Raw genomic sequence first — 23,785 nt, 5'->3', positions numbered from 1 at the left:
GCTGATGGTGTCAAATCATATTCGGCAACGATTTCACTACGTGATTTACCATGTTGATAAAGACTGACCATTTGGTGTTTAAAATCATCTGTGAATGTTCGTCTTTTGCGTTTAATCTTATTCATATTTGTTCCTTTTTTAGTTGTGATAAGTTTACCTTACCCCTTAAAAAAGTTGTATGAATTAGTGTAGCCGATCCATTTTACCGCTGATGGCTGTTTAAATAGTGATTGTAAATATTTTCGGGATAAGGATAGAAAAGGCGAAGGCGAAGGAGAAGGAGAGCCTAATGAAGCAGGCAGAGCAATCATTAAAGAAGAAGATAAAATTTATTCTTTATATCCTTTTGATCCCCATCATAATGGAAGATATACCCTCCCTAATAGTGATAAAGGTGAAGTTAATCATCCTTATCTTTTTGCCAATGATCCTCGAACCGAAGAAGACGTCATTGAAGAGATAAGAAACTTTGCAATAAGTCATATTTCTGAAGAAGAAAATAAAGCAGTAAAAAAATGGTCTTATGCATTTGAGCGTTACACAGAATATAACTGTCATACTTTTCTATTTAATTTATTATATGAGGCAAATTTGGCAGATAGATATATTTTAAAAGATGTACATTTTATGAGGTTTTTAGCCTCAGCTAGTGATTACAAAGATGAATATCGATATACTACTGATTATCATGGACATGTAATTAAATTAAAAAACCCAGAAAGTATCAGAAAACAAGCTAATGAAATTTATAAAAAAATGAAACAAGTTAATGATAATGCAAAAAAATTAGCTGATATACTGAAAGCGTAATATATAAAAAATAATATCTATGAAAAAAAAATTAACATTAACCTTAATAATGATGCCATTATTAATCTATGTATTAGGAGCAATTATGACTGGCTTAATCAATCCATTAGATGTTGCTAAATGCATTAAAGTTCGCACAATGGGGATTAAACCTCACGTGCCTTATTATGGCTCGACCAGAATAATACTTAATCATTACCGAATACCTACCAATTATCCTGATTTTGCCCCAATTTCCCTTGAAGAAGCCGAAAATGCGCCCTATCGCGTTCAATCTCCGTTTAGTACTGAACTTAAAATTAATGAAGTTGGTGATAATTATCAATTTAAAGAGCGTTGGAGTTATGAACGTAAACCACAATATATTTTGCTTAATGAGCGGCAATTAAACAGTTTAAAAGATCTTGAAAATGGCTCTCACTTTTTTATTTTAGATACGCATTTACAACTGCAACCGATCACCATTGAACAAGCAATTACATTACCCAATTATATTAAAGTAACAAGAGAAATGGGCAAAATCATTGCTATTGAAAAAAAACCTTTGCTTTCGATTTGTAAATGGGAATATGGTTACTGGCCCCATAGCGCTAATATGCGTTATTTAAGATTTTTTATCTATGCAATGGATAAAAAAACACTATTACAATCTCGTTATGTGGAATATGATGAAGAAGGTAATAATGTAATGACTATAAGAAAAGACCAAAATAATAAACTGATCAGCATAAGAAAAACCTATCCCAAAGGAAGTCAATATTATTCTGAAACTACGTTATTTAATGAACAAGGTGATAAAACAGCTATCTTTTATACCCCTAGTTCTGGGAACAGCAAAATTGTTCATCTTGATAAACAAGGAAATATAACTGACGTAACATATGGCAGTGTTCCATATCATAGAATTCCAGACTTTCCTGAGGAAGAACGCTATAAAAATCTTACAATTGATACTAGTAAAGAGTACAAAGCCGTTGATAGATTAGAATCTGAAAAATAGATTTTTGACTAAATTTTAGAAATTATATGTGCTATTTTTTAATAAATTATCAAAGTCAAAGGAAATAAAATCATGAAAGGGATAATTAGATTAGGCGATTTAACTAACCACGGAGGTAAAGTTATTTCTGCTTCATCAAAACTTGTCGTATTTAATAAAGGTGTTGCGCGTGTTGGTGATATGGTCAGTTGCCCAATCAAAAATCATGGTTTTAATCCTATAATTGAAGGAGATCCTCAATTTATAGAAGACGGTAAACAAGTTGCTTTTCATGGACATAGATCAGCATGTGGCTGTACACTAATTTCATCACTAACTAATTTTGGTAAAAATAATTAATGGCTATCGATTTAACTTCGCTTCCACAACCAATAATTCTAAAAAAAGGGCTATCTCGCCTATTTTGGTTTATTGCATTAATTGTACTTATTGCTATTGGCTTATTTTTTACCTGCATGAAGCAACTCAATAGTAATTTAACACTGGAACATCTAATGATTGGTATTAGTTTTTCAGTTTTAAGTTGGTTGATATTATTATCCATATGGTTTTTTGTTCAAGGGTGTAAAAAAGACTATGCTGAAACTTGGAATCAATTAAGAGAAGAACGGAAACAACAGCTCATTGAGTATGGTCAAAGACCGTTGTATGTTATTTTTCACCACTTGATATCTGAATTTGGTGATGATAATCATGCGCAGGCGCTTGTAGGCGGTCTAATGTCACTTGAAACAAGAACGACTAACTTGTCAAATTATTATGAAAATCCAATTTTTTATTCAAAATTTCTATTTAATGATTTAAAACCTGACGATTTTAATCAAAAACTAGATAAGTTATTTGATAAGTTACATAAGACTTTATCAATTTTAAACGATAACGCTTTTAATGGCGTTCAAAAACATATTCACTTATTTATTGATGTCCCCATATTAACCGAAGATATTAAAAAAATTTGGGAGCATAAGCTAGGGAATACAAACTTATTTGATTCTTGGCAGGTTATTGATGCAAAACAGAGTACTATTTTTTTAGATGACTGGTTAGATGATTTTGCAAATGATGATTATTTATTATGTTGTATTAGTTTGTATTTATTTGAAAAACCTGCAGCGTATAGTGCTGAGGCTATGACAAGTATGATTTTTTTAGGTAAAAATCTTATTAATAAACAAAATACTATTCAATATATACAAAAAAACAAATCGGTGGTAGTTGCCTTGCATCGAACAGAAGAAGGTGAAAAACTTGAGCATGTTCTTGAGCATGCTGAATTATGGGGAAAATTAGACAATGATGAAAAGAATAAAACTCAGTTAGGCGCTATTTGGCTATCGCAATTATCACCAGAAACTAACGTCAATGTTTTATCACGATATATTGATAAGCGGTGTTCAATTAAAAATATTTATAATGTTGATTTGGCATTCGGTAAATCCGGTGAGTGTGATTATTGGGTTGCATTAGCTTTAGCTATCGAATATGCCTCTCAGATTGACAATAAACAAATGGTTATTGGTGAAAAAAATGCATGTTTTAATGCCACCATTTTAGATAAAATAAAATTTGAGATAGAAAAGGACATATAATGGGAAGGCTGATGCTTGGTTGGACATTTATTTGTTATATTGTAGCAATTTGTTGTGTAGCATTTGTTTGGCTTTCAGATAATACACAGCTAATGACTGCACGCATAAAAGTGGAGTATTCTTTCAAAATATTATTTGTAAGTATGTTATTTACCTTATTTGCCATCGTAATAAAATTGATTATTAATTTTATCGTTAAAGATATATTTAAAGACGAAGAAGGAAACTATTTTGTGAAAAAACTAAAATAAAAATTTTTTATGTCAACAAAAAACCATATAAACGCCTAAGTGCTATCCCTATTAAAATAAGTTTAATTACAAAACGTAATTATTTGCATTCAGTAAAGTATATAAAGAATTCTGCTTATTGAGAATTTTTATAACAGGAATTCGTTAACTTTTTTAGTTAAAAAGCAACAATTCCAAATACAACTTTTTTGTATTGGCTGGGGTACCAGGATTCGNNTTACCGCTTGGCTATACCCCACTATAGAAAGTGAAAATCACTTTTGATACGAGCAGTGAGATTTGAACTCGCACATATTTCCGAGCTAGACCTTGAATCTAGCACATCTACCAATTCCATTATGCTCACACGAAAATAGTGAATAATTAACACATCAAACATTGATATAAATCAAGAATGAAATACCAAAATTATGCATATTGGAATGGCTGGGGTACCAGGATTCGNNTTACCGCTTGGCTATACCCCAATAAAGGATAGATATTAAGATTAAATGGTGCGGGTGGAGAGACTTGAACTCACACGCCTTGCGGCGCCAGAACCTAAATCTGGTGCGTCTACCAATTTCGCCACACCCGCACTGAACACTTTCGGTAAAAGTACTACCTAATCCTAATGGTGGCTACGACGGGATTCGAACCTGTGACCCCATCATTATGAGTGATGTGCTCTAACCAGCTGAGCTACGTAGCCATTCATTCGCAACGTCGTAACCAACACTGCGAGGCGCATTATGCTAGGGTTACGCCAAATCGTCAACTATTTTTTTAAGATATTTTGAAAAAAAGTGACGATTGATTAAGATGCAATCAAATCCAGTTTAATAACGCTTCGATTCGCCTTTTTTGTAACTCATAATGGATTTGTTTTCCTGTATAACCATCAGAAATAATTTGCTGCACATTGACGCCATTGGCGATTTTATAAGCTTCTTTTATATAATTTGCTTGTGCAAACGATGTTGTTTTAGTAAAAGCTTGGCTTGCAATAATTAATTGTTCAAGGTGCGAAGGGTTGCGCCATACATCAATGCTATTTAGCAAAGAAATAATTTGTTCAGCTGTCAGGGTTTGCACTTGTTCAAGATTATTTCGATTCTGCTGAACCATGACGGCAACTTTAATATAGTTGTTAGGTACTTTAATTTTTGCACATAATGCTTCGACCGCTAATTTATTAGATAACTGTGCACACAGTACAGCAAAACGGATTGTTAAATCATCAGTTAATATAGCAGATTTTTTTAGTGCATCACTAATATTGTCTGTTAAGTCTAATGATGAAAATAATAATGGAAGCGCCCCACATTGTTCTAGTACTTGAAAATAGATCTGTGGATTTGATGTCAACAATGCTTTTTCAGTTTCTTTCCACACACGTTCTGGTGTTAAGTAACTAACCTCACCGGCTAATACCATTTGTTTCATTAGATCTAGAGTTTGAGGAGCTACAGTAAAACCGAATTGATGAAAACGAGCTGCAAAACGAGCTACGCGCAAAATACGTAGAGGATCTTCTCGGAAGGCTGGCGATACATGGCGTAAGATTTTATGTTTGATGTCATCAACGCCATGATATGGATCAATTATATTGCCATCTTCGTCCATTGCAATGGCGTTAATGGTTAAATCACGGCGAATCAGATCTTGTTCTAATGTAATCTCTTTACCAAAATCACAGATAAATCCAGTATAACCTCTACCGGATTTACGCTCAGTGCGAGCCAACGCATATTCTTCTTTCGTATGAGGGTGTAAAAAAACTGGAAAGTCTTTACCGACTTGTTGATAACCTAATGCTAAAAGCTCGTCTGGCGTAGCGCCAACAACAACCCAGTCATAATCAGCAACAGGTTGGTGCAACAATTTATCGCGCACACTCCCTCCTACAAGATAGATTTTACTCATCTATCTCATCCAACGATCTTTTTTGCGTCGGCTTGGTATAATTCTTGGTAATATAAGCCCTAAAATAAGACCGCCTCCAGCAACAAGACCACCATAGGTAAACCAAGTTACAATAAGGTCACGGCGTTTATCATCAACTTGATTTAGCATTGATTCAATTCGTGAATTTTGCTCCTTAACTTGTTGTTCTAGTGCTTCATTTTTATTTTGAAGTGTTTCTATAGATTTTTCAGCCGTCCGCAACTTTTGGATATAGTCACTTAACAATTTTTGTTGATTTGCCTCAGCATTATCAACTTTATCTTGATATTCTGCTAGTTTTGCTTCTAGCGCTGGAAAGCGTTCTTTATAACTAGGTTGTTCATTTAGTTTGCTTGTTTCAATCCAAGCGGTGCTACCATTATTAAGTTGAATGCGAGTAAATTTGCCATCTGCACTTTTTTCAAGCTCAACAACTTTTGCTCCAGCTTTAACTGCATTAGAAAACGCATATTGCGAACCAGGACCTCTACGCAAATAAATATCGACATTATCAGTCACATATTTGTCTATAGCGTAACCATTAAAAGAAATCGCAAAAAACGAAAGTAGTGCAATAATATTCTGTTTTTTCATATATTTCCAATAAGCATCTATAAATAGTTTCATGATAACATAAAATAATAGCAAGTCGCATATTCATTTTATAATAAATAGTTTTAAAAACTAAAATAAATATGCTCTTCAATAATGAAATCGTTTACATTTTTAATGAGATCTTAATCACAAAATATGAAATTAAAAATATTATTTTATATAAATAGCTATTATTTTATATAAGTGAAATATTACAAATTTGGAGCCATTATGAATTATCGTCTTAGCAACAACAATATAGATATCCTTTTTCGCACTGAACCGTATGCCGAATTGTGTTATTTTGGTAAACGATTACAAAACTTTCAACCTGAAATGATTGACATGCTTTACCCTGCTGTACCAAATTCCCGTATAGATGTCAACGTTCCATTTACTCTATGTCCAGAGGAAGGTTTAGGTAATTTTAGTACACCAGGACTTGAAGGACACCGAAATAGTAAAGATTGGTCTCCCGTTTTTACAACTAAAGAAGTTAATAAAACTGACAATAGCATTACCATTATTAGTGAAGATAACATTGCTAAACTTCGTTTAACCAGTCTTTTTATTTTAGATAAAAGTGGCGTATTGCAGTGTCAAAATACGTTAACTAATTTAGGTGATGAACCATATCAAGTTAATCGTTTTTCTATTACGTTACCTATTCCTGAACGGGCACAAGAATTAATGGCTTTTAGTGGTCGTTGGATTAAAGAATTTTTCCCTCATCGAACTAAAATATCACATTGTGGTTATTTACAAGAAAATCGACGAGGACGAACATCACACGAATATTTCCCTGGGATGATGGTTGGTACCGAAGGTTTTAAAGAACAAACTGGCGAAGTTTGGGGGATCCACTTGGGATGGAGTGGTAATCATCGCATTCAAGTTGCAGTTAAAAGTAACGGTAAACGTTTTATTCAAGCTGAAGCTCTGTATTATGCAGGAGAAATATCACTAGCTAAAGGTGAATCTTTAAGTACGCCTTGGTTATATGCTACCTATAGCGATGAAGGCTTAAATAAAATGAGTCAACATTTCCACCAGTTTCTACGCAGTAATATTATTAAATTCGCCAAAAATAAAGCTCGTCCTGTTCATCTTAATACATGGGAAGGTATCTTTTTTGACCATAACCCTGATTACATTATGAAAATGGCGACTAAGGCAGCTCAAATTGGTGTTGAACGCTTTATCATTGATGACGGTTGGTTTGGTAAACGTGATGATGATTACCAAGGATTAGGTGATTGGTATTTAGATGAGCGAAAATATCCCAATGGTTTAGAACCAGTTATTAAACATGTTAAAGATCTTGGTATGGAGTTTGGTATTTGGGTTGAACCAGAAATGATTAATAAAAACTCAGATCTTTATCGTGCCCATCCAGATTGGTTACTTGAACTACCAGGTTATCAACAACCAGAAGGTCGCCATCAGTATTTACTTGATTTACAAAATCCAGCTGTTTTTGAATATCTACTTGAAAGACTAACTTGGTTACTCAGTAGTTATGACGTTGATTATATAAAATGGGATATGAATCGTGAAATTGTTCAACCTGGTCATGAAGGTAATCCTGCTATTGTTGGTCAAACTAAAGCGCTTTACCGATTACTTGATATTTTGCAAGAAAAATTCCCTACCGTTGAAATAGAATCTTGTTCATCAGGTGGAGGTCGAATTGATTATGAGATTTTAAAGCGTACACAACGTTTTTGGACTTCAGATTCTAACGATGCATTAGATAGACAAATAATTCAACGCGGAATGAGTTATTTCTTCCCTCCTGAAGTGATGGGTGCTCATATTGGCGGTGAATTATGTCATACTACATTCCGTGAGCTACATATGAATTTACGCGGTCTAACTGCTTTATTTGGTCATATGGGAGTTGAACTCGATCCAGTAAAAGTATCTGAGCAAGAACAGAACGGTTTTGCATATTATATTAATTTACATAAACAATTGCGTCCTTTATTACATAGCGGTAACTTTGTAAGATTGGATGTTGATGATAACCCTGCTATGCAAAGTTATGGTGTTGTTAGCCAAGACCAAAAAGAAGCTGTGTTTATTATTGCTCAACTAACATTACCAACCTACGCGTTAAGCGGTAATTTGCGATTAACAGGCTTGTTGGCCGATAAACAATACCAAATTGAAGTGCTAGATATGCCTGATAACATTGATCCTAAAATAAATGGTCATGTTATGAAAGAATTACCTCAATGGATGAAGGACAAAACAACGTTATCTGGTGATTGGTTAATGGATGTCGGATTACCTTTACCAGTACTTGACCCAGCAACGGCTATGTTAATAAAAGTAACCGCTAAATAATATTATTGATACTTTTAAATTAATTATTTAGCGACTATCAGGGGATTTGCTAATTGCTGTCCCCTTAATATTTAGTCTTTAATGAAACAATTCTAGTTTTTAATTCGCCAATAATATCATTGGCAAAGTTTTTATTTTACCTTATTATGATCAATTAATTCAGTCATATATCAAGAGTATTGCAAATAAATTAACTTCAAGACAGTAAAAAAGATAACCCTTTCACTTTCAGTACTTTTTGTCTTATATTATTGTTAATCTACAGAACTCTATATTGATAAGCATTAAATATTATAATTATCGATATTTTATGGATAGTAATTAATTAAAAGGTTTTTTATGGCGACAATAAAAGATGTTGCGCGTTTAGCTAAAGTTTCAGTTGCAACTGTATCTCGCGTAATTAATAACGCAAATAACGTTCGAGATAATACAAGAGATACCGTAAAAGAAGCTATGCAAAAATTAAACTACTATCCTGATGCTAATGCACGCGCTTTGTCACAACAAAATTCGAATACTATTGGTATTGTTGTAGCTGATGTATCGGATCCATTTTTTGGTGCCATGGTTAGTACCGTTGAAAAAGTTGCCTCACGAACAGGTCATTTTTTGTTGATCGGTAATGGCTATCATAATGAGCAACAAGAATATAATGCAATTACTCAATTAATTGAACATCGCTGTTCGTCGTTAGTTGTACATGCCAAAATGCTCTCTGATAGCGATCTAGAAAAATTGATGCAACAAGTACCCGGTATGGTTCTAATTAATCGTATCGTAAAAGGATTTGAAAAACGCTGTATTGCTCTTGATGACCGTTACGGCTCTTATCTTGCAGTCAAACATTTAATTCAACATGGGCATACTAGAATTGGTTATTTATGTTCAAATCATAATATCTCTGACTCATCTGATCGTTTACAAGGATATAAAGACGCATTGTTAGAACATGGTATTGATGTTAATGAGAATCTGATTGCAATTGGTTTACCAAATGAAATAGGTGGCGAACAAGCAATGATGTCATTACTTGAACGTAACTGTCATATCTCTGCAATTGCTTGTTATAACGATTCAATGGCCGCCGGTGCAATGTCTGTGCTTTACGATAATGATATTAAAATTCCAAACGATATTTCGATCATTGGTTTTGATGATCTTATTTTATCACGTTATTTACATCCAAAATTAACTACCATTCGTTATCCTTTACAAACAATGGCTGAACAAGCTGCTGAATTAGCACTAAAGCTTGCGAAAGGCGAAAGTATTCCAACAAATTTGATTAACATCTATATACCAACCTTAACTAAGCGTTATTCAGTAGCTTTTATTAATAGTTAAAAATAAAGTAGCTATACATCAACAAAGTTTACATTTTTCATCTGAACCATATATTTTACATCTATAATATAGTTCAGATGATAAGTCTTATTTTATATCACTTAGAACCAAACTTCTGTTTGTACACCAAAACTAATTTGATGATCTTTACCATTAAAATCAAATTTACTAATATCATTTTGTAGTGCTTCTATATAAGAAACATAAAAACGAATATCAGGTCGTGAAGATAAAATACTTTTTCCGACTTTAAATGAATGGTAAAGTGTTGTTTTATATCCTTCTTCGACATAAGTTTTACTTTTAACTTTGTCTTTCTGACGAAAGTAACCTAGTTCAACACCGCTTTGATTATAAGTATCCCAGATATAAGCTGGTCTTATTGCTGATTTAAAACTTGTAAAATCGGTATGTGGAAGATTAAGATCATAAGAATAAACATCATTTCCTGAAGTTAAAGCCAAAGCATGAGCAACAATGATATTATCGCTTAAATAAGCTTCACCTTCCGATACAAAACGATAAGCTTTACCACCAGTATGTGTACCTATATAGTCATTATCCGAATTACTGGCAAACTCTGGGTTATTAGTATTAATGTTAGCCAGCTGTGATGCAACAGAATTGGTTGCTGTCTGTAATGTAAACTGATTAAATCCGCCAAAAAATTCATTTTGACGCAAAACAAAGCTACCAAGCCAAGCATTTTTAACAGATATACTATTTTGAATTTTAGATTTATTTGGTGCTGAATAACGAACATTCAAACCAAGCGTTGCATTTTGCCATAATGGGATATCACGATAGCGAATTTCTAGTTCGTTTAAATCAACTTCTTCCTTTTTATATTGTTCAATTTTATTTACTTTACTATCATCAGTACTAATTATTTCTTTTTTATTTTTCACATTTACATCTGCTCTAACTAATGATAAATCAAGAGCACCAACACCGACTTTAAGATTTTCAATACCAATACCTCCACCTGCTGGCGTTTTTTGTGTTTTCCAATCAAGCATTTGTATTTCATTATAAGGCAAAGAATGTTTACCCACCCATAATTTCGCATTAGGAAAACGTGGCACAAATCCTTTTGTTTCTAAATATATATCTGAAAATTGCATAATATTGTCATCTTGCGTATTAAATAAACCCGCAGCTTTATTTGTTGCCACGTTTCCATCAATCATAACAATTGCATCAACTCGCCTTCCATCTTGATCATAGACTTTTTGCTTAAAGATAAGATCATACCAACCACCATATTCATTACCAAATCGACCTAATGCACCTTCAGCATAATTTTTAGGTTTACCATTGCTTGAAGTTGACCAACCACCACGGAAGTAACCATTATAAGAAAATCCTATTTCTTCTTTAATATAATCTTTAAATTCAGCTAAAGTAAATGAAGTCTTTTCTGGATGATTGCTGTCTTGCATAGTATCGGTTTTTGGTGTACTAACTAGTAAAATTTGATTATTATTTGCTTGTACAGGATTAACTGGAGGCTGTTGCTTTGTAATTGCTACATTTTGACTATTTTTAAGCGCTTTTTTCTGATTATTTATAATAATTTGTTGTTTTTGAAGATTATTATTTAATTTAGCAAGTTGCTTATTAGAATCAATCACTTGCTTTTTCAAATCATTAGACTCTTGACTAAGAACTAATAACTTTTGCTCTAATAACGCAATTCTTGCTTCTAGCTCATCTTGAGTTGCTGCCATCGCATTGGGTAAATAACACAAACCTAGCATAGTCATTAAAACAACTCGTTTTGGTTTGATTTTATATACTATTTTTTTTGAAAATTTCATTTCTTTTCCCCCCCTTAAACTTATTATTAAAAAATAATTAAAAATCTTTTAAATTTCAGACAAAAAAAAACCTAAAAAATAGTCATAACTATTTTTTAGGTTTTGCCCGCTATAAATCGGTAACAATCCAATACCTTTTACTAGGTAGTTTAAATATAACCAATAAGAGCGACTATTCAAAAACTAAACACTAATATTGTGATAGATATCACATTAAAAATTATCATTTTATATACAGTATTAATCGGTTTATGTTATCAAATGAAACAGATTCCTAAAAAAGTAAAATGGCTTGGCTTAGGACCTCATGAAAATTATCCTGATCGAAAAACATCAGCTATTTTTGGTGATTGGTCGTTACCTTTTGCAGAACTTTATACACCTTATATTTATCCATGTGAAAATGGATTGCGTTGCGAGGTTAAAAGATTGCAACTTAATGAGATGATCATAACTGGACATCAGTTTAAATTTAACGTTAATCAATATGGGACAGAGCAATTAATAGAAAAAACTCATCGTCATTTATTAGAACCTAGGTCATGCGCCTATATAAGTATTGATGCTTATCATATGGGAATTGGTGGAGATGATTCTTGGACACCAAATGTACATCATGAATTCTTACTGACAGATAAACACTATAGCTATCAGCTTATGTTTAAATGTTAAATAAGCTATCTAAAAATATGGCACCGTTTTAGGTGCCTTATTTTTATTCAATTGTATTTTTCGATATGGTTATTTCTTAATAATTGTTATATTCCATTTAACATTTCACCATCAAACAGCTTATCAAGTTCTTCGATAAATTCTTGCTGAGGTAGGTGATAAAAAATGCCTTGCTCGGGCATTCCTCGTAAAAAGAGATAGTATACCCCTCCAAAATGCGTTTGGTATTGGTAATTAGACAAACGTCCTTTTAAAAAACGATGCAATGCTAAACAGTAAAGTTGATATTGTAGGTCATAGCGATGATCGCACATCACTTTTTCAAGTGCTTCTTGGCTATAAGCATCAACACATTCACCTAACCAGTTAGATTTATAATCAACCACATAATATTTCCCTTCAAATTTGAAGACTAAATCGATAAAGCCTCTTAGCATACCTTGTACCGACTCAAAATCTAATTCGGAACATAATCTTGATAAATGATCATATTGTTTACACAAACTATCTAATTGCTGACTAGTGACTGTTTTGCGTATAGGGAGATAGAATTGCAATTCGTTAATATGTTGCCCCATTAACACTTGCGATAATATTAAATTTGGATCATGCAGTTTTGTAGTCAATATCTGTTGCATCCAATTTGTTACTACGCTATTCCACTCTGTTTCTAAATTGAGCTTTTTTACCATCTGATTACATAATTCAACAAGATTATCTGATGTGATATCTTCCATAATGCTGTGCATTAATGTACCGACATATGCTCCTTTAGGAAAATGGTGGATATCATATAGTGTGTCGTTTGATTGTACTCTATCGGATTCGTATGGGGATTCGTCCCAGTCATTAATAAGATCAGGCTTATAAGCCAATACATTATGATTATGCCTTTGTAATTCAGTATAACTTGTAACCCGCCAACTGTTTGAAATATTACGCGAAAATACGTTAGCCGATAATGATTGGTCTGGCAAAATTGCCGGAATATACTGTTCGCTCTCTATTGGTAATTGGACATCAATTAAATTAGCTATATTGGCAATTGATCTTAATTCACTTTTTAATAAATGATTAATAGCCGATTGGCTTTTTTTCAATGAAGCAAGTCCAATACTACAATGATAAACCGAGCGAGTCATTGCAACATATAATAGCCGCAAATCTTCAGCAAGTCGTTCTTTTTCTATCTGCTCTTTAATCTCATCAGACAGTAACCATGCATAAGTTGGCTGATAATCATTATCTTTATCATGATAAAATTGGCTATCGGATGCACGATATATTGAAATAAATGGTAACCAAACAATTGGAAACTCTAATCCCTTTGATTTATGAATAGTAATAATCTTGACAAGGTTTTCATCACTTTCAAGGCGTTGTTGATGATTTTCTAAATTTGGATCTGGGTTAACAATTTGTTTTGTCAACCACCGAATTAAGGCGTGTGGACCATCTAACTCATTTGATGTTTCTTGAAGTAATTCACCTAAATGCATTAAGTTAGTTAATGTTCGTTCACCACCTTGGCGAGCTAAGATGTTTTCAGCTAGATGCCGTTTTTTCATCATTCGGCGTAACATAACCAATACACCATAATATTGCCAAATTGCTTGATATTGTTTGAATTCTTCGACCAAACTTTCCCATTTATCTTGATCGTCAGTGATTTGTTCAAGGTCTGTCATGGTTTGACCTAATAGCGATGTCATTAATGCTAGCTTGAGCATTGTTTCGTTTTCTGGCATTAAAACAGCTTGCAATAGGCTCAATACATTTTTTGCTTCATTTGAAGAAAACACACTACTATTGTTTGACAAGTAGACACTCTTAACACCGCAATGAGTCAATTTTTGTTGAATAACTTCGGCTTCACGTCCATTACGCACTAAGATCGCAATATCTGCTGTAGTCACAGGACGTTGTTCGTTTTCGCTATCAATTAACATTGATGAATTAGACAGTAAAGTCACTATTTGGGTAGCACAACAACTAGCCATGTGTTCTTGATAATCTGAATTGGTTGCAATATCATCAGGTAGTAAGTAAGCAGCTAATGCCGATACTTCTTGGTTGTTAATTTGTAAAGACTTTTGCTGATTCCGTTTTGCCGCTTCCATGGGTAAAAAAGGAATATCATTAAATATAAATGGATTATCGCAATTAGAAAATAATTGGTTAACAGCTTTGACCATCGAAGCAGATGAACGATGGTTTACATCCATGGTAAAAGAATTTTCCCCTGTCGATTGTTTAGCTTTTAAGTAAGTGAATATATCTGCACCTCGAAAGCTGTAAATTGCTTGTTTTGGATCACCAATAAATAATAGACCTCGATCTAACTTGTTCCTGTCATAAATACGATCAAAAATTTGATACTGAGCAGGATCGGTATCCTGGAACTCATCAATTAAAGCAACACAATATTTTGAGGCTATACTTTGCGCCAATCGATCACCTGCTTTTGCTTTTAATGCACGATTTAGTTGCCAAATAAGATCGTCAAAGCTCATCTCGCCATTTTTGAGTTTTTCGTTATAGATCCCTTTCTGAATTACACTGACAATATCCATTAAGATTTGGTTTCGTAGATCAAAAGGTTGTTTATATAGATCGTCAATTTGTTCAAAAAACGAATGACATGGAACACTTTTTCCTTCTTTCGTCTTTTCGATTAAAACTGATTGCTTAAATTTTTCAAGTTCGTTGGGTAATTCAAATGTTCGAGTTTTGCTGTTAGCCCATGCCGATACTTTAATTACCCAATTGGGTAGATTTCGACTACTATATGATTGTTTGCTGACACCTGATTGTATAATGATTTCAACTAATTTTTCAGACAAAGCTAACCAAGATTTTTTAATATTTTCAATTTTTTCATAACTTTGTTGGTGAAACAACTTTATTGTTGTACTTATATCTAGGTTTACCTTGCCAGCATTGTTGAAATCTAACCCTAAATAAGGGGTGATGTCTTTTAGCAATGCCGTTGGATCTTGCCATGTAGCAAGCACTAAATAAGCAAGTGGTTTATCAAGCGGTGTAAAATAGTGACGCCAAAAATCTTGAGTTACTCTTAATTTTAACTCATATTCATCAGAGATTAGCTTTTGCTCAAATAAAACACCCGATTCAAATGCATGGCTAGTTAGTATTCGTTGGCAAAAACTATGTATAGTATAAATAGCCGCATCATCCATTGACTGTTGAGCAATAGTAAGTTGCTGTACTGCAAATTTTCTATCATCAATTAATTCAATTAGTTGTTGATAAATAGGATCTTTATGATGTCCTTGTAATAGCCCTATTCGCAGTTCTTGAATATTTTGCCTTATCCTCGATCGAAGTTCTTGAGTTGCCGCTTTGGTAAAAGTCACAACCAGAATTTCGTTAACATTTAAAGGCCTTGGGTAACTATTTTGACCAATGCCCAATAATAATCTTAAGTAAATAAAGGCAAGAGAATAAGTTTTACCAGTTCCAGCCGATGCTTCAATTAAAGTTCGACCAGTTAGAGGTAAATCAAAAAGATTAAGTTTTTTTACTCCGCTTGATGAAACCATTCAAGATTTCCTGCAGAGTTTGGTAATAAACTAATACAAGCAATTGCGGCAGTAGAAAACATAGGAGGAGCAACTTGCGGACATAGTTCATTAACTAAATATCCCACCAATGGCAAATGAGATACAATAATCACACTTTCAACCCCATCATTTAACAATATTGCTAATATGTCAGCAATATGAGATGGGCTACCACCAGGCACTAAAAATTGATTAGTTTCAACTTTTGCAACACTAACGTGTGATGATAATTCTGTTAGTGTTTGTTGAGCTCGCAAATAAGGGCTAACCAAACCAATTTCAAATTGAAAATTTTGCTGTTTAAGCCATTTACCAGCTTGATTTGACTGATTAATGCCATAATTTGTTAATGTTCTACTGGAATCCGATGAAGCAGAAAAACCTGCTTCACCATGTCTCATAATACAAACTTTCATCAATATTCAATTAACGTAATTTTAATTGGAAAATCATGCATTCTGCACCACAACAAAAGGTAAATTTTGCTGATAATTTAAAGCCATCGCTTATTTTATCAATATTGCTATTAATTTCACACGGATCTGTTGCGACATCATTTGCTGCTTGGGTTAAAGATGCTAACTTAGCTTGAGCTTCTGATTCTGTCGCAAAGATGTGTTCATACTCAGCGCTACAGTCTTCGTTATCAATTATTGTACCAACATCCACACAACAACATGCTGGAGTTTCGTTTGCTTTGCATTTGTTTAAAGAATCTGCCATGCTTACCTCTAATTAACTGTTAATATTTTTAATAGTATACTCTCAATCATAACTTAGGGCAAAGCGCTAACTCTGTTTTGTTTTTTATCTGAATATAATGCAGTATTATGTGGCTACTAAACTATGTTGTTAGTTGAGATAAAAAGAATTAAAGATACCTCTGCCAAATGACAGAGGTCAATACATTAGAATTTAGGTGCTGTTGGGCGACCACGCTTTTTTGCAAACGGTTTATCAGATGTATCTGATTTACTGTTTTTACGAGCTCGTTTAGTATCAGACGCTGCTCCACTGATTAAGCTCATTTTCATTGGTTGATTAAGTACTCTTACTTTTTCAAAATGTTTTAATATGTCTTTTGGCATACCTTTTGGTAATTCAACTGTCGAATAAGTATCATAAAGCTTGATATTACCAATGTAACGACTGCTAATATCAGCTTCATTAGCAATTGCCCCCACAATATGACGAACTTCAATACCGTTCTCTTTACCAACTTCAATACGATACATATCCATATCACCAACATCGCGTCGTTCTCGACGTTTTGGGGATTCACGATTATCACCTCGTAAACGGCGTTCACCGCCACGATTATCCCGATCTCGCATTTCACGCGATGGTTTAAACACTGGGTCTGGTGGTAAAATTAAAGGGCGTTCCCCTTGTGCTAATTTTAATAAAGCGGTTGCAATCGTTTCAAGATCGGCTCCACTATCCGCTTGTATTTTTGCTAATAACTTTTGGTACTCATCTAAATCACTACTCTCAAGTTGTTTCTGGACTTGCGCAGTAAATTTAGCTAAACGACGCTGTTCAAGTAGCTCTTTTGATGGCAACCCAACTTCTGGAATTGGTTTTTTGATAGTTTGCTCGATATTCTTAAGTAAACGACGTTCACGGCTATCAACAAATAAAATAGCACGTCCAGCACGTCCAGCACGACCAGTTCGTCCAATACGGTGAACATAAGATTCAGAATCTAACGTGATATCATAATTTATAACTAAGCTAATACGCTCAACATCTAAACCACGAGCAGCAACATCAGTTGCAATTAATATATCTAAACGACCATTACGTAAACGATCTAATGTTTGTTCACGCAATTGTTGTGTCATATCACCATTTAATGCAGCACAACTATAACCGTGCTTTTCAAGTACTTCCGCCACATCTAAAGTAGCTGATTTTGTTCGAACAAAAATAATAGCCGCATCAAAATCTTCTGCTTCTAGAAAGCGAACGATAGCTTCGTTTTTACGCATACCTCTAACAAGCCAATAACTTTGGTCAATATCAGGGGCAGTTTGATTGGTGCCTTTGATCTGAACTTCTTTAGGATTTTGCATAAATCGTTTAGTAATACGACGAATTGGTGCTGGCATTGTTGCCGAAAATAAAGCTGTTTGATGATCATCTGGAATCGTTGTCATAATGCTTTCAACATCATCAATAAAGCCCATTCTTAACATTTCATCTGCTTCATCAAGTACTAATCCCTTAAGATTAGAGAGATCTAAGGTTTTACGATTTAAGTGATCAAGCAAACGTCCTGGTGTACCAACTACAATTTGAGGACCTTGTTTTAAGGCTCGTAATTGAACGTCATAACGCTGTCCACCATATAAAGCGAGTACTTTTACCCCTTTCATATATTTTGAATATTCAGAGCAAGCATCAGCAACTTGTATAGCCAATTCCCGTGTAGGAGCTAATACTAAAAGTTGTGGTGCTTTTAAGTTTGCGTCAATATTCATTAAGAAAGGAATTGAAAATGCAGCGGTTTTGCCACTACCTGTCTGTGCCATACCCAATACATCATTACCCTCTAATAATAGAGGAATACATTCAGATTGGATTGGTGATGGTTTGCTAAAACCAAGATCATTTAATGCGTTAAGAATATCCTCGGATAAACCAAGATCAATAAAAGAAACTTCTTTTGTCATGTAAACTCGCTTATAAATTTTGAATATATAAACTTACTTATTTAGTAAAATCCTGATAATTATTAACTAATATCATATAAGTTTTATCTTATTTTTTTAAACCAAATAAAGAAAGCAGATATAAATTTATGCCAGCTCACTAAATTGAAAATTTACAACTCACCCCAATAACTAACTGCCTATGTTAACTCAACAAATCGAATCTAAAAAATAAACTAAGGTTGATTGATATTGATATATCTAAGATAAAGCTAACCGCATTATCTAATGTTAAGAACATATTATTTGGCAAATCAGAACTACGCTATAACAATATTTTCACTTTTAAAACTGGCATGACCCTTGTTACTCTTCTTTTTCTTCAAGTAACTTCATTTCATAAAGTGCCTGTTGATGTTCAACATAGTTATAAATATTATTGGCTAAAGCATATTTAAATAACATTTTGGCACGTTCGTTGTCACCTTTACTTTGATAATATTTACCTAAGTAAAAGTAGGCTTCACAAAGGCGTTCGGCTAATTGTCGATTATTCTCTACACCTTGTTGAAGGTTCTGCATTAATTTAGTTTCGCTAATTTTACCTAAATAAAATGCAATAATATTGCCACTATAACTCGTTTTATCATTAATCAGATCATAACGTTTTTGTAGCTCAATTTTGGCGGCTTTATTATCATTTTCCTTTTCAATCAAATAAAGCCATAGAATCCTAATAGGTTCATTCATATCATATTGATAAAACCTTAATGCATCACGCTCTGCGGCTTGATAATGGCCTGTACGATACAACGTAATAGCACGATTTAAATACGCATAAGTATAAGCGGGATCAAGCTCTAATGTAGTATTAAACGACATTAAAGCTGTATCAAAATCGCCATCTCTTAATGCATAGGTTCCTAGAAAGTTGTAAATGTCAGGAACTTCAGGATTTAAGCTCAACAAATAGGAAAAATCGCTTTGAGCAAAGGCTTTAAAACCCAATGAATCATAGGCAATACCTCGCTCAAATATGAGTTGCATTCGCGTTCCAGTATCAAGGCCTTTTTGAGACAGCTGTTGGCTGAGCTGAGCAATTTTTAACTCATCATCATATGAAACTTGCTCAGGAACAGCTAACAAAGGTTGAGAATTAGAACAACCTGACAAAAGAATAACAGCTAGCAAAATGCAGCATACAGTTCTCAGGTTGAATAATCCCATTTTTATCCCCTAATGAATAATAATTTTATTCTGCTGTTGAAACAACGTCTGCTGTCGGTTCGACAGCATCTTTCATACTCAAACGGATTCTGCCTTGGCGGTCAATTTCTAGCACTTTAACATTCACTTCTTGACCAACTTTTAGATAATCAGCCACTTTTTCTACTCGATGATCGGCAATTTGAGATACATGAACAAGTCCCTCTTTACCACCAATAACCGATACAAAAGCACCAAAATCAACGATTCTTGTTACTTTACCTGTATAAATTTTACCAATTTCGACATCAGCAACTAAGTTAGTAATACGTGCCATAGCATCTTTGGCTTTATTACCATCTGAAGCGGCAATCTTAACGGTACCATCATCAGTGATTTCAATAGTTGTTCCTGTTTCTTCAGTTAAAGCCCGAATTGTTGCGCCACCTTTACCGATAATATCGCGAATTTTGTCAGGATTTACATTCATTGTATAAATACGTGGTGCAAACTCTGAAATTTCTTGGCGAGGCTTATTAATTGCTTGTTCCATTACACTTAAAATGTGTAAACGAGCACCTTTAGCTTGATTAAGTGCTACTTGCATAATTTCTTTGGTTATACCTTCAATTTTGATATCCATTTGCAATGCACTTACACCTTCGCGTGTACCTGCTACTTTAAAGTCCATATCACCAAGGTGGTCTTCGTCACCAAGAATATCTGATAATACGACAAACTGATCACCTTCTTTTACTAATCCCATTGCAATACCAGCAACAGATGATTTGATTGGTACCCCTGCATCCATAAGAGCAAGTGAAGCACCACAAACAGAAGCCATTGAAGATGAACCATTTGACTCAGTAATTTCAGACACTACTCGAACAGTATATGGAAATTCTTCACGGCTTGGCATTACAGCCGCAACACCTCGTTTAGCTAGGCGACCATGACCAATTTCTCGGCGTTTTGGTGAGCCAACCATACCTGTTTCGCCAACAGAGTATGGAGGAAAATTGTAATGAAGTAAGAACCGTTCAGTATATTCACCAGTTAACTCATCAATGATTTGTGCGTCACGCTCTGTACCTAATGTTGCAGTAACTAGTGCCTGAGTTTCACCACGTGTAAACAGTGCACTACCATGAGTTCTTGGTAAGACATTAGTACGGATATCAAGTGCACGAATCATATCTTTTTCACGACCATCAATACGCGGTTCACCAGCAATAACACGCTTACGAACAATTTGACTTTCCAACTCAACAATAATATTAATCACTTCGTTTTCATCGAGTTCGTCATTTTGTTCTTTTAGTACAGCTAAAACTTCTTCTTTAATTGAATCAATTTGAGCATAACGTGCTTGTTTTTCAGTAATACGATAAGCTTCGCCCAAACGATCTTTAGCTAGTTCAACAATGGCGTTATATAGCACTTCATTTTTAGCTGGTGCTACCCAATCCCATTTTTCATAATTGGCTTTTTCTACAAATTCGTTAATATTATCAATAACAACTTGTTGTTGTTCATGACCAAATACTACCGCTGCTAACATTTGATCTTCAGTGAGTAAATCAGCTTCAGATTCAACCATTAATACTGCACTTTTTGTACCCGCAACAACTAAATCTAGACGACTAGCTGCAAGCTCTTTTACTGATGGATTTAATACAAATTCATCATTAATAAAGCCAACACGTGCAGCACCAATAGGGCCGTGGAATGGAACACCAGATAAGCAAAGTGCAGCAGAAGCACCAATCATTGCAACTAGGTCAGGGCTAACCTCGGGATTAACAGAAACAACGGTTGCAATAATTTGGATTTCATTAACAAATCCTTCAGGAAACAATGGACGAAGCGGGCGGTCGATTAAACGTGCAATTAGAGTTTCACCTTCACTTGGACGACCTTCACGTTTAAAAAATCCACCAGGAATACGCCCTGCAGCATAGGTGCGTTCTTGGTAATTAACTGTTAATGGGAAGAAGTCTTGACCTTCTTTTACTTTTTTATTTGCAACAACCGTGACAAATACAGCAGTATCATCCATATTAACCATAACAGCTGCGGTTGCTTGACGAGCCATAATACCAGTTTCTAAAGTCACGGTATGACGACCATATTGAAATTTTTGACATGTCGGATTAAACAAAATAGTGTCCTCTTGTTATTTGTTATGTTGAAGTTTGATATTTCGACAGGACGCAACATTACGCTACGCTTATTGATACTCTCTTCAACAATGTGGGGATATATACAACAAAAAGATTATTTCACTGTCACGACTAATGACAAATCTATAAATTATAGAGCTCTCATTAGTCGCGCGAAACATGAGATATAACCTTTACTTTGTTGGCTTACATAAAATAATAATTTTTAACGCTCAATATTATATCAGAGCACCGATTTTTCACAACGAAAAAGAGGCCTAAGCCTCTTTTCAAGTAGATTGTCAATTAGCGACGTAAACCTAATTTTTTAATCAATTGGTTATAACGTTCAATATCTTTACGACGTAAATAATCTAATAATTTACGACGGCTAGACACCATACGTAATAGACCACGACGGCTATGGTGATCTTTTTTATGCTCAGAAAAATGACCTTGTAAATCATTAATACGTGCAGTTAAAAGAGCAACTTGAACCTCTGTTGAACCAGTGTCGTTAGTGCCACGACCATATTCGGCAACGATTTTCGCTTTAGTTTCTACAGTTAGAGACATAATAAACCTCTTAAAATAAACATAAAAAATGGAATGACCGATCTCTAATTCAGACATTCCTCGGTATCCATATAGTGAATATATGAGTTACGTAATTATACTGAAATTTATAAAAATAGCAATTTGATTTATTTAGTTAGCAGCAGTATTTACTTAAGCTCGAAACCATACTCTTCTTGAATTAGTTTTTTTAGCGCCTCAATATAATTTTGAGCTGATAAGCTTAGTTGAGCCTTTTGTGATGTGATCCAGCCAATTAGGATTTTTTCTTCTACATCTAACGGTATTGATAAAATATCAGATCCGTTTAAGTCAGCACTTAAAACCCCTGTGCTAATGGTATAACCATTGAGTCCATGCAATAAGTTAAATAAGGTTGCTCTATCACTGACGTGTATACTCTTTTTATGATAAACCGTACTTAAAATTTCTTCGGAAAAATAAAATGAGTTATATTCGCCCTGCTCAAAAGAAAGATAAGGGTAATCCTCTAAATCATCTAAAGTTAATAACTTCATGGATGATAATGGATGATGAGTACTAATAAATACATGAGGATTAGCTTCAAAAAGTGGATTAAAGGTTAATCTATGTTCTTTCAGTAACCGTAAAATCACTTTTTGATTAAAATCATTCAAATACAAAATACCAACTTCACTACGTAAATTAGCTACATCGGTGATAATATCATATGTTTTTGTTTCCCTAAGCGTAAACTCATACTCATCTGTTTGATTTTTTTTAATTAAGTTAACAAAGGCATTAACCGCAAAAGCATAATGCTGAGTAGATATGCTGCATAACTGCTTAGAGGGTTCTTTTTTGGAGTAGTGCTGTTCCAATAGTTCAGCTTGATCTAAAACTTGTTTGGCATAACCTAAAAACTCAACACCATCAGGTGAAAGTGAAACTCCTTTAGAACTGCGAACAAAAATCTCAATACCAAATTCAGCTTCTAGATCTTTCACCGCTGTTGATAAGCTTGGCTGAGTAATATATAAATTCTTAGCGGCTTCATTTATTGAGCCAGAACGTGCTATTTCTATAATATAGCGTAATTGTTGAAGTTTCATAATATTGGGACGTGTTAACACAAACTATCTTATATAACACAAATATATACTAAATAATATTTAAGTGAAATAAATACTTGTTGCTATTTTATACTCAAACATATAGTTACCTGAAAGTTTTTGACAAAAATTTTAATATAAATGAATTATGAAAGGTAAAAATGAGAAGCAG

20 protein-coding genes and 3 tRNA genes are annotated in these 23,785 nt (G+C 33.9%); 8 read left to right on the top strand and 15 right to left on the bottom strand.

What is annotated here, in order from left to right:
- On the bottom strand, positions 1-116 hold a 116-nt coding region (locus B9N71_RS12770), incomplete at its 3' end, for a transposase (protein WP_244178519.1).
- Positions 117-591: 475 nt separating this feature from the next.
- Between B9N71_RS12770 and B9N71_RS04765 the strand changes: the two genes are divergently transcribed.
- From B9N71_RS04765 to B9N71_RS04745, 5 genes are all read left to right on the top strand, one after another.
- The gene (locus tag B9N71_RS04765) at positions 592-810 is read left to right on the top strand and encodes a hypothetical protein (RefSeq protein ID WP_085164478.1); all 219 of its coding nucleotides are present in this window, start codon (positions 592-594) and stop codon (positions 808-810) included.
- Between the two features lie 19 nt (positions 811-829).
- Positions 830-1,810, top strand: a complete 981-nt coding sequence (locus tag B9N71_RS04760; RefSeq protein WP_085164476.1) for a HEPN domain-containing protein — start codon at positions 830-832, stop codon at positions 1,808-1,810.
- A gap of 72 nt (positions 1,811-1,882) precedes the next feature.
- The gene (locus tag B9N71_RS04755) at positions 1,883-2,149 is read left to right on the top strand and encodes a PAAR domain-containing protein (protein ID WP_085164473.1); all 267 of its coding nucleotides are present in this window, start codon (positions 1,883-1,885) and stop codon (positions 2,147-2,149) included.
- Positions 2,149-3,399, top strand: coding sequence for a KPHS_23130 family T6SS system protein (locus B9N71_RS04750; protein ID WP_085164471.1), 1,251 nt, complete (start codon positions 2,149-2,151; stop codon positions 3,397-3,399). Before B9N71_RS04755 ends, B9N71_RS04750 begins: the two co-directional genes overlap by 1 nt.
- On the top strand, positions 3,399-3,650 hold the full coding sequence (locus tag B9N71_RS04745) for a hypothetical protein (RefSeq protein WP_085164469.1): 252 nt from the start codon (positions 3,399-3,401) through the stop codon (positions 3,648-3,650). The genes B9N71_RS04750 and B9N71_RS04745 overlap by 1 nt, the downstream gene beginning before the upstream one ends.
- Positions 3,651-3,914: 264 nt before the next feature.
- On the opposite strand, the gene B9N71_RS12960 is transcribed toward B9N71_RS04745, so the two are convergent.
- The 5 genes from B9N71_RS12960 to B9N71_RS04725 form a co-directional block, all read right to left on the bottom strand.
- Positions 3,915-3,996: transfer RNA gene (locus B9N71_RS12960), tRNA-Leu, on the bottom strand.
- 146 nt (positions 3,997-4,142) lie between these two features.
- Positions 4,143-4,227: transfer RNA gene (locus B9N71_RS04740), tRNA-Leu, on the bottom strand.
- 37 nt (positions 4,228-4,264) lie between these two features.
- A tRNA-Met gene (locus B9N71_RS04735) sits at positions 4,265-4,341 on the bottom strand.
- Between the two features lie 116 nt (positions 4,342-4,457).
- Entirely contained in the window at positions 4,458-5,555 is a 1,098-nt protein-coding gene (locus B9N71_RS04730; protein ID WP_085164467.1) for a multifunctional CCA addition/repair protein, read from the bottom strand.
- Positions 5,556-6,170 (bottom strand): TIGR04211 family SH3 domain-containing protein, encoded by a 615-nt coding sequence (locus B9N71_RS04725; RefSeq protein WP_167370057.1) that lies wholly within the window; start codon positions 6,168-6,170, stop codon positions 5,556-5,558.
- Positions 6,171-6,401: 231 nt separating this feature from the next.
- Between B9N71_RS04725 and B9N71_RS04720 the strand changes: the two genes are divergently transcribed.
- Together B9N71_RS04720 and B9N71_RS04715 are read left to right on the top strand one after the other, a co-directional pair.
- Positions 6,402-8,519, top strand: coding sequence for an alpha-galactosidase (locus B9N71_RS04720; RefSeq protein ID WP_085164463.1), 2,118 nt, complete (start codon positions 6,402-6,404; stop codon positions 8,517-8,519).
- 339 nt (positions 8,520-8,858) lie between these two features.
- On the top strand, positions 8,859-9,866 hold the full coding sequence (locus B9N71_RS04715) for a substrate-binding domain-containing protein (protein ID WP_085164461.1): 1,008 nt from the start codon (positions 8,859-8,861) through the stop codon (positions 9,864-9,866).
- Positions 9,867-9,967: 101 nt separating this feature from the next.
- Here the strand turns inward: B9N71_RS04715 and B9N71_RS04710 are convergent, their stop codons facing one another.
- Positions 9,968-11,686, bottom strand: coding sequence for a carbohydrate porin (locus B9N71_RS04710; protein ID WP_208610434.1), 1,719 nt, complete (start codon positions 11,684-11,686; stop codon positions 9,968-9,970).
- A 198-nt stretch (positions 11,687-11,884) separates the two neighbouring features.
- Here B9N71_RS04710 and B9N71_RS04705 point away from each other — a divergent pair, with 198 nt between their 5' ends.
- Positions 11,885-12,358, top strand: coding sequence for a beta-galactosidase small subunit-related protein (locus tag B9N71_RS04705; RefSeq protein WP_167370056.1), 474 nt, complete (start codon positions 11,885-11,887; stop codon positions 12,356-12,358).
- Between the two features lie 86 nt (positions 12,359-12,444).
- Here B9N71_RS04705 and recB read toward each other — a convergent pair whose 3' ends face one another.
- The 8 genes from recB to B9N71_RS04665 form a co-directional block, all read right to left on the bottom strand.
- Complete coding sequence (recB, locus tag B9N71_RS04700) at positions 12,445-15,921, bottom strand: exodeoxyribonuclease V subunit beta (protein WP_085164457.1); 3,477 nt, start codon at positions 15,919-15,921, stop codon at positions 12,445-12,447.
- A complete protein-coding gene (gene sixA / locus B9N71_RS04695; RefSeq protein WP_085164455.1) occupies positions 15,900-16,358 on the bottom strand; it encodes a phosphohistidine phosphatase SixA in 459 nt (152 codons plus the stop codon). Before sixA ends, recB begins: the two co-directional genes overlap by 22 nt.
- Positions 16,359-16,368: 10 nt before the next feature.
- Entirely contained in the window at positions 16,369-16,665 is a 297-nt protein-coding gene (locus tag B9N71_RS04690; RefSeq protein ID WP_065574424.1) for a YfcZ/YiiS family protein, read from the bottom strand.
- 185 nt (positions 16,666-16,850) lie between these two features.
- Positions 16,851-18,617: a DEAD/DEAH family ATP-dependent RNA helicase gene (locus tag B9N71_RS04685; RefSeq protein WP_081296828.1), complete on the bottom strand. Its 1,767-nt coding sequence runs from the start codon at positions 18,615-18,617 to the stop codon at positions 16,851-16,853.
- Between the two features lie 345 nt (positions 18,618-18,962).
- Entirely contained in the window at positions 18,963-19,823 is an 861-nt protein-coding gene (gene nlpI / locus B9N71_RS04680) for a lipoprotein NlpI (RefSeq protein ID WP_065589550.1), read from the bottom strand.
- Positions 19,824-19,848: 25 nt separating this feature from the next.
- Positions 19,849-21,963 carry a polyribonucleotide nucleotidyltransferase gene (pnp, locus tag B9N71_RS04675; protein ID WP_085164453.1) on the bottom strand — a complete coding sequence of 705 codons (2,115 nt, stop codon included), beginning with the start codon at positions 21,961-21,963 and terminating at the stop codon, positions 19,849-19,851.
- Between the two features lie 307 nt (positions 21,964-22,270).
- Entirely contained in the window at positions 22,271-22,540 is a 270-nt protein-coding gene (rpsO, locus tag B9N71_RS04670; protein WP_085164450.1) for a 30S ribosomal protein S15, read from the bottom strand.
- A gap of 149 nt (positions 22,541-22,689) precedes the next feature.
- Entirely contained in the window at positions 22,690-23,613 is a 924-nt protein-coding gene (locus tag B9N71_RS04665; RefSeq protein ID WP_085164482.1) for a LysR family transcriptional regulator, read from the bottom strand.
- Between the last annotated feature and the right edge of the window lie 172 nt (positions 23,614-23,785).

It is taken from the genome of Gilliamella bombi, assembly GCF_900103255.1.
GTDB lineage: Bacteria > Pseudomonadota > Gammaproteobacteria > Enterobacterales > Orbaceae > Gilliamella > Gilliamella bombi.
Note: the sequence above shows the minus strand (reverse complement) of the source record. Positions and strands in the feature narration are given on the sequence as shown.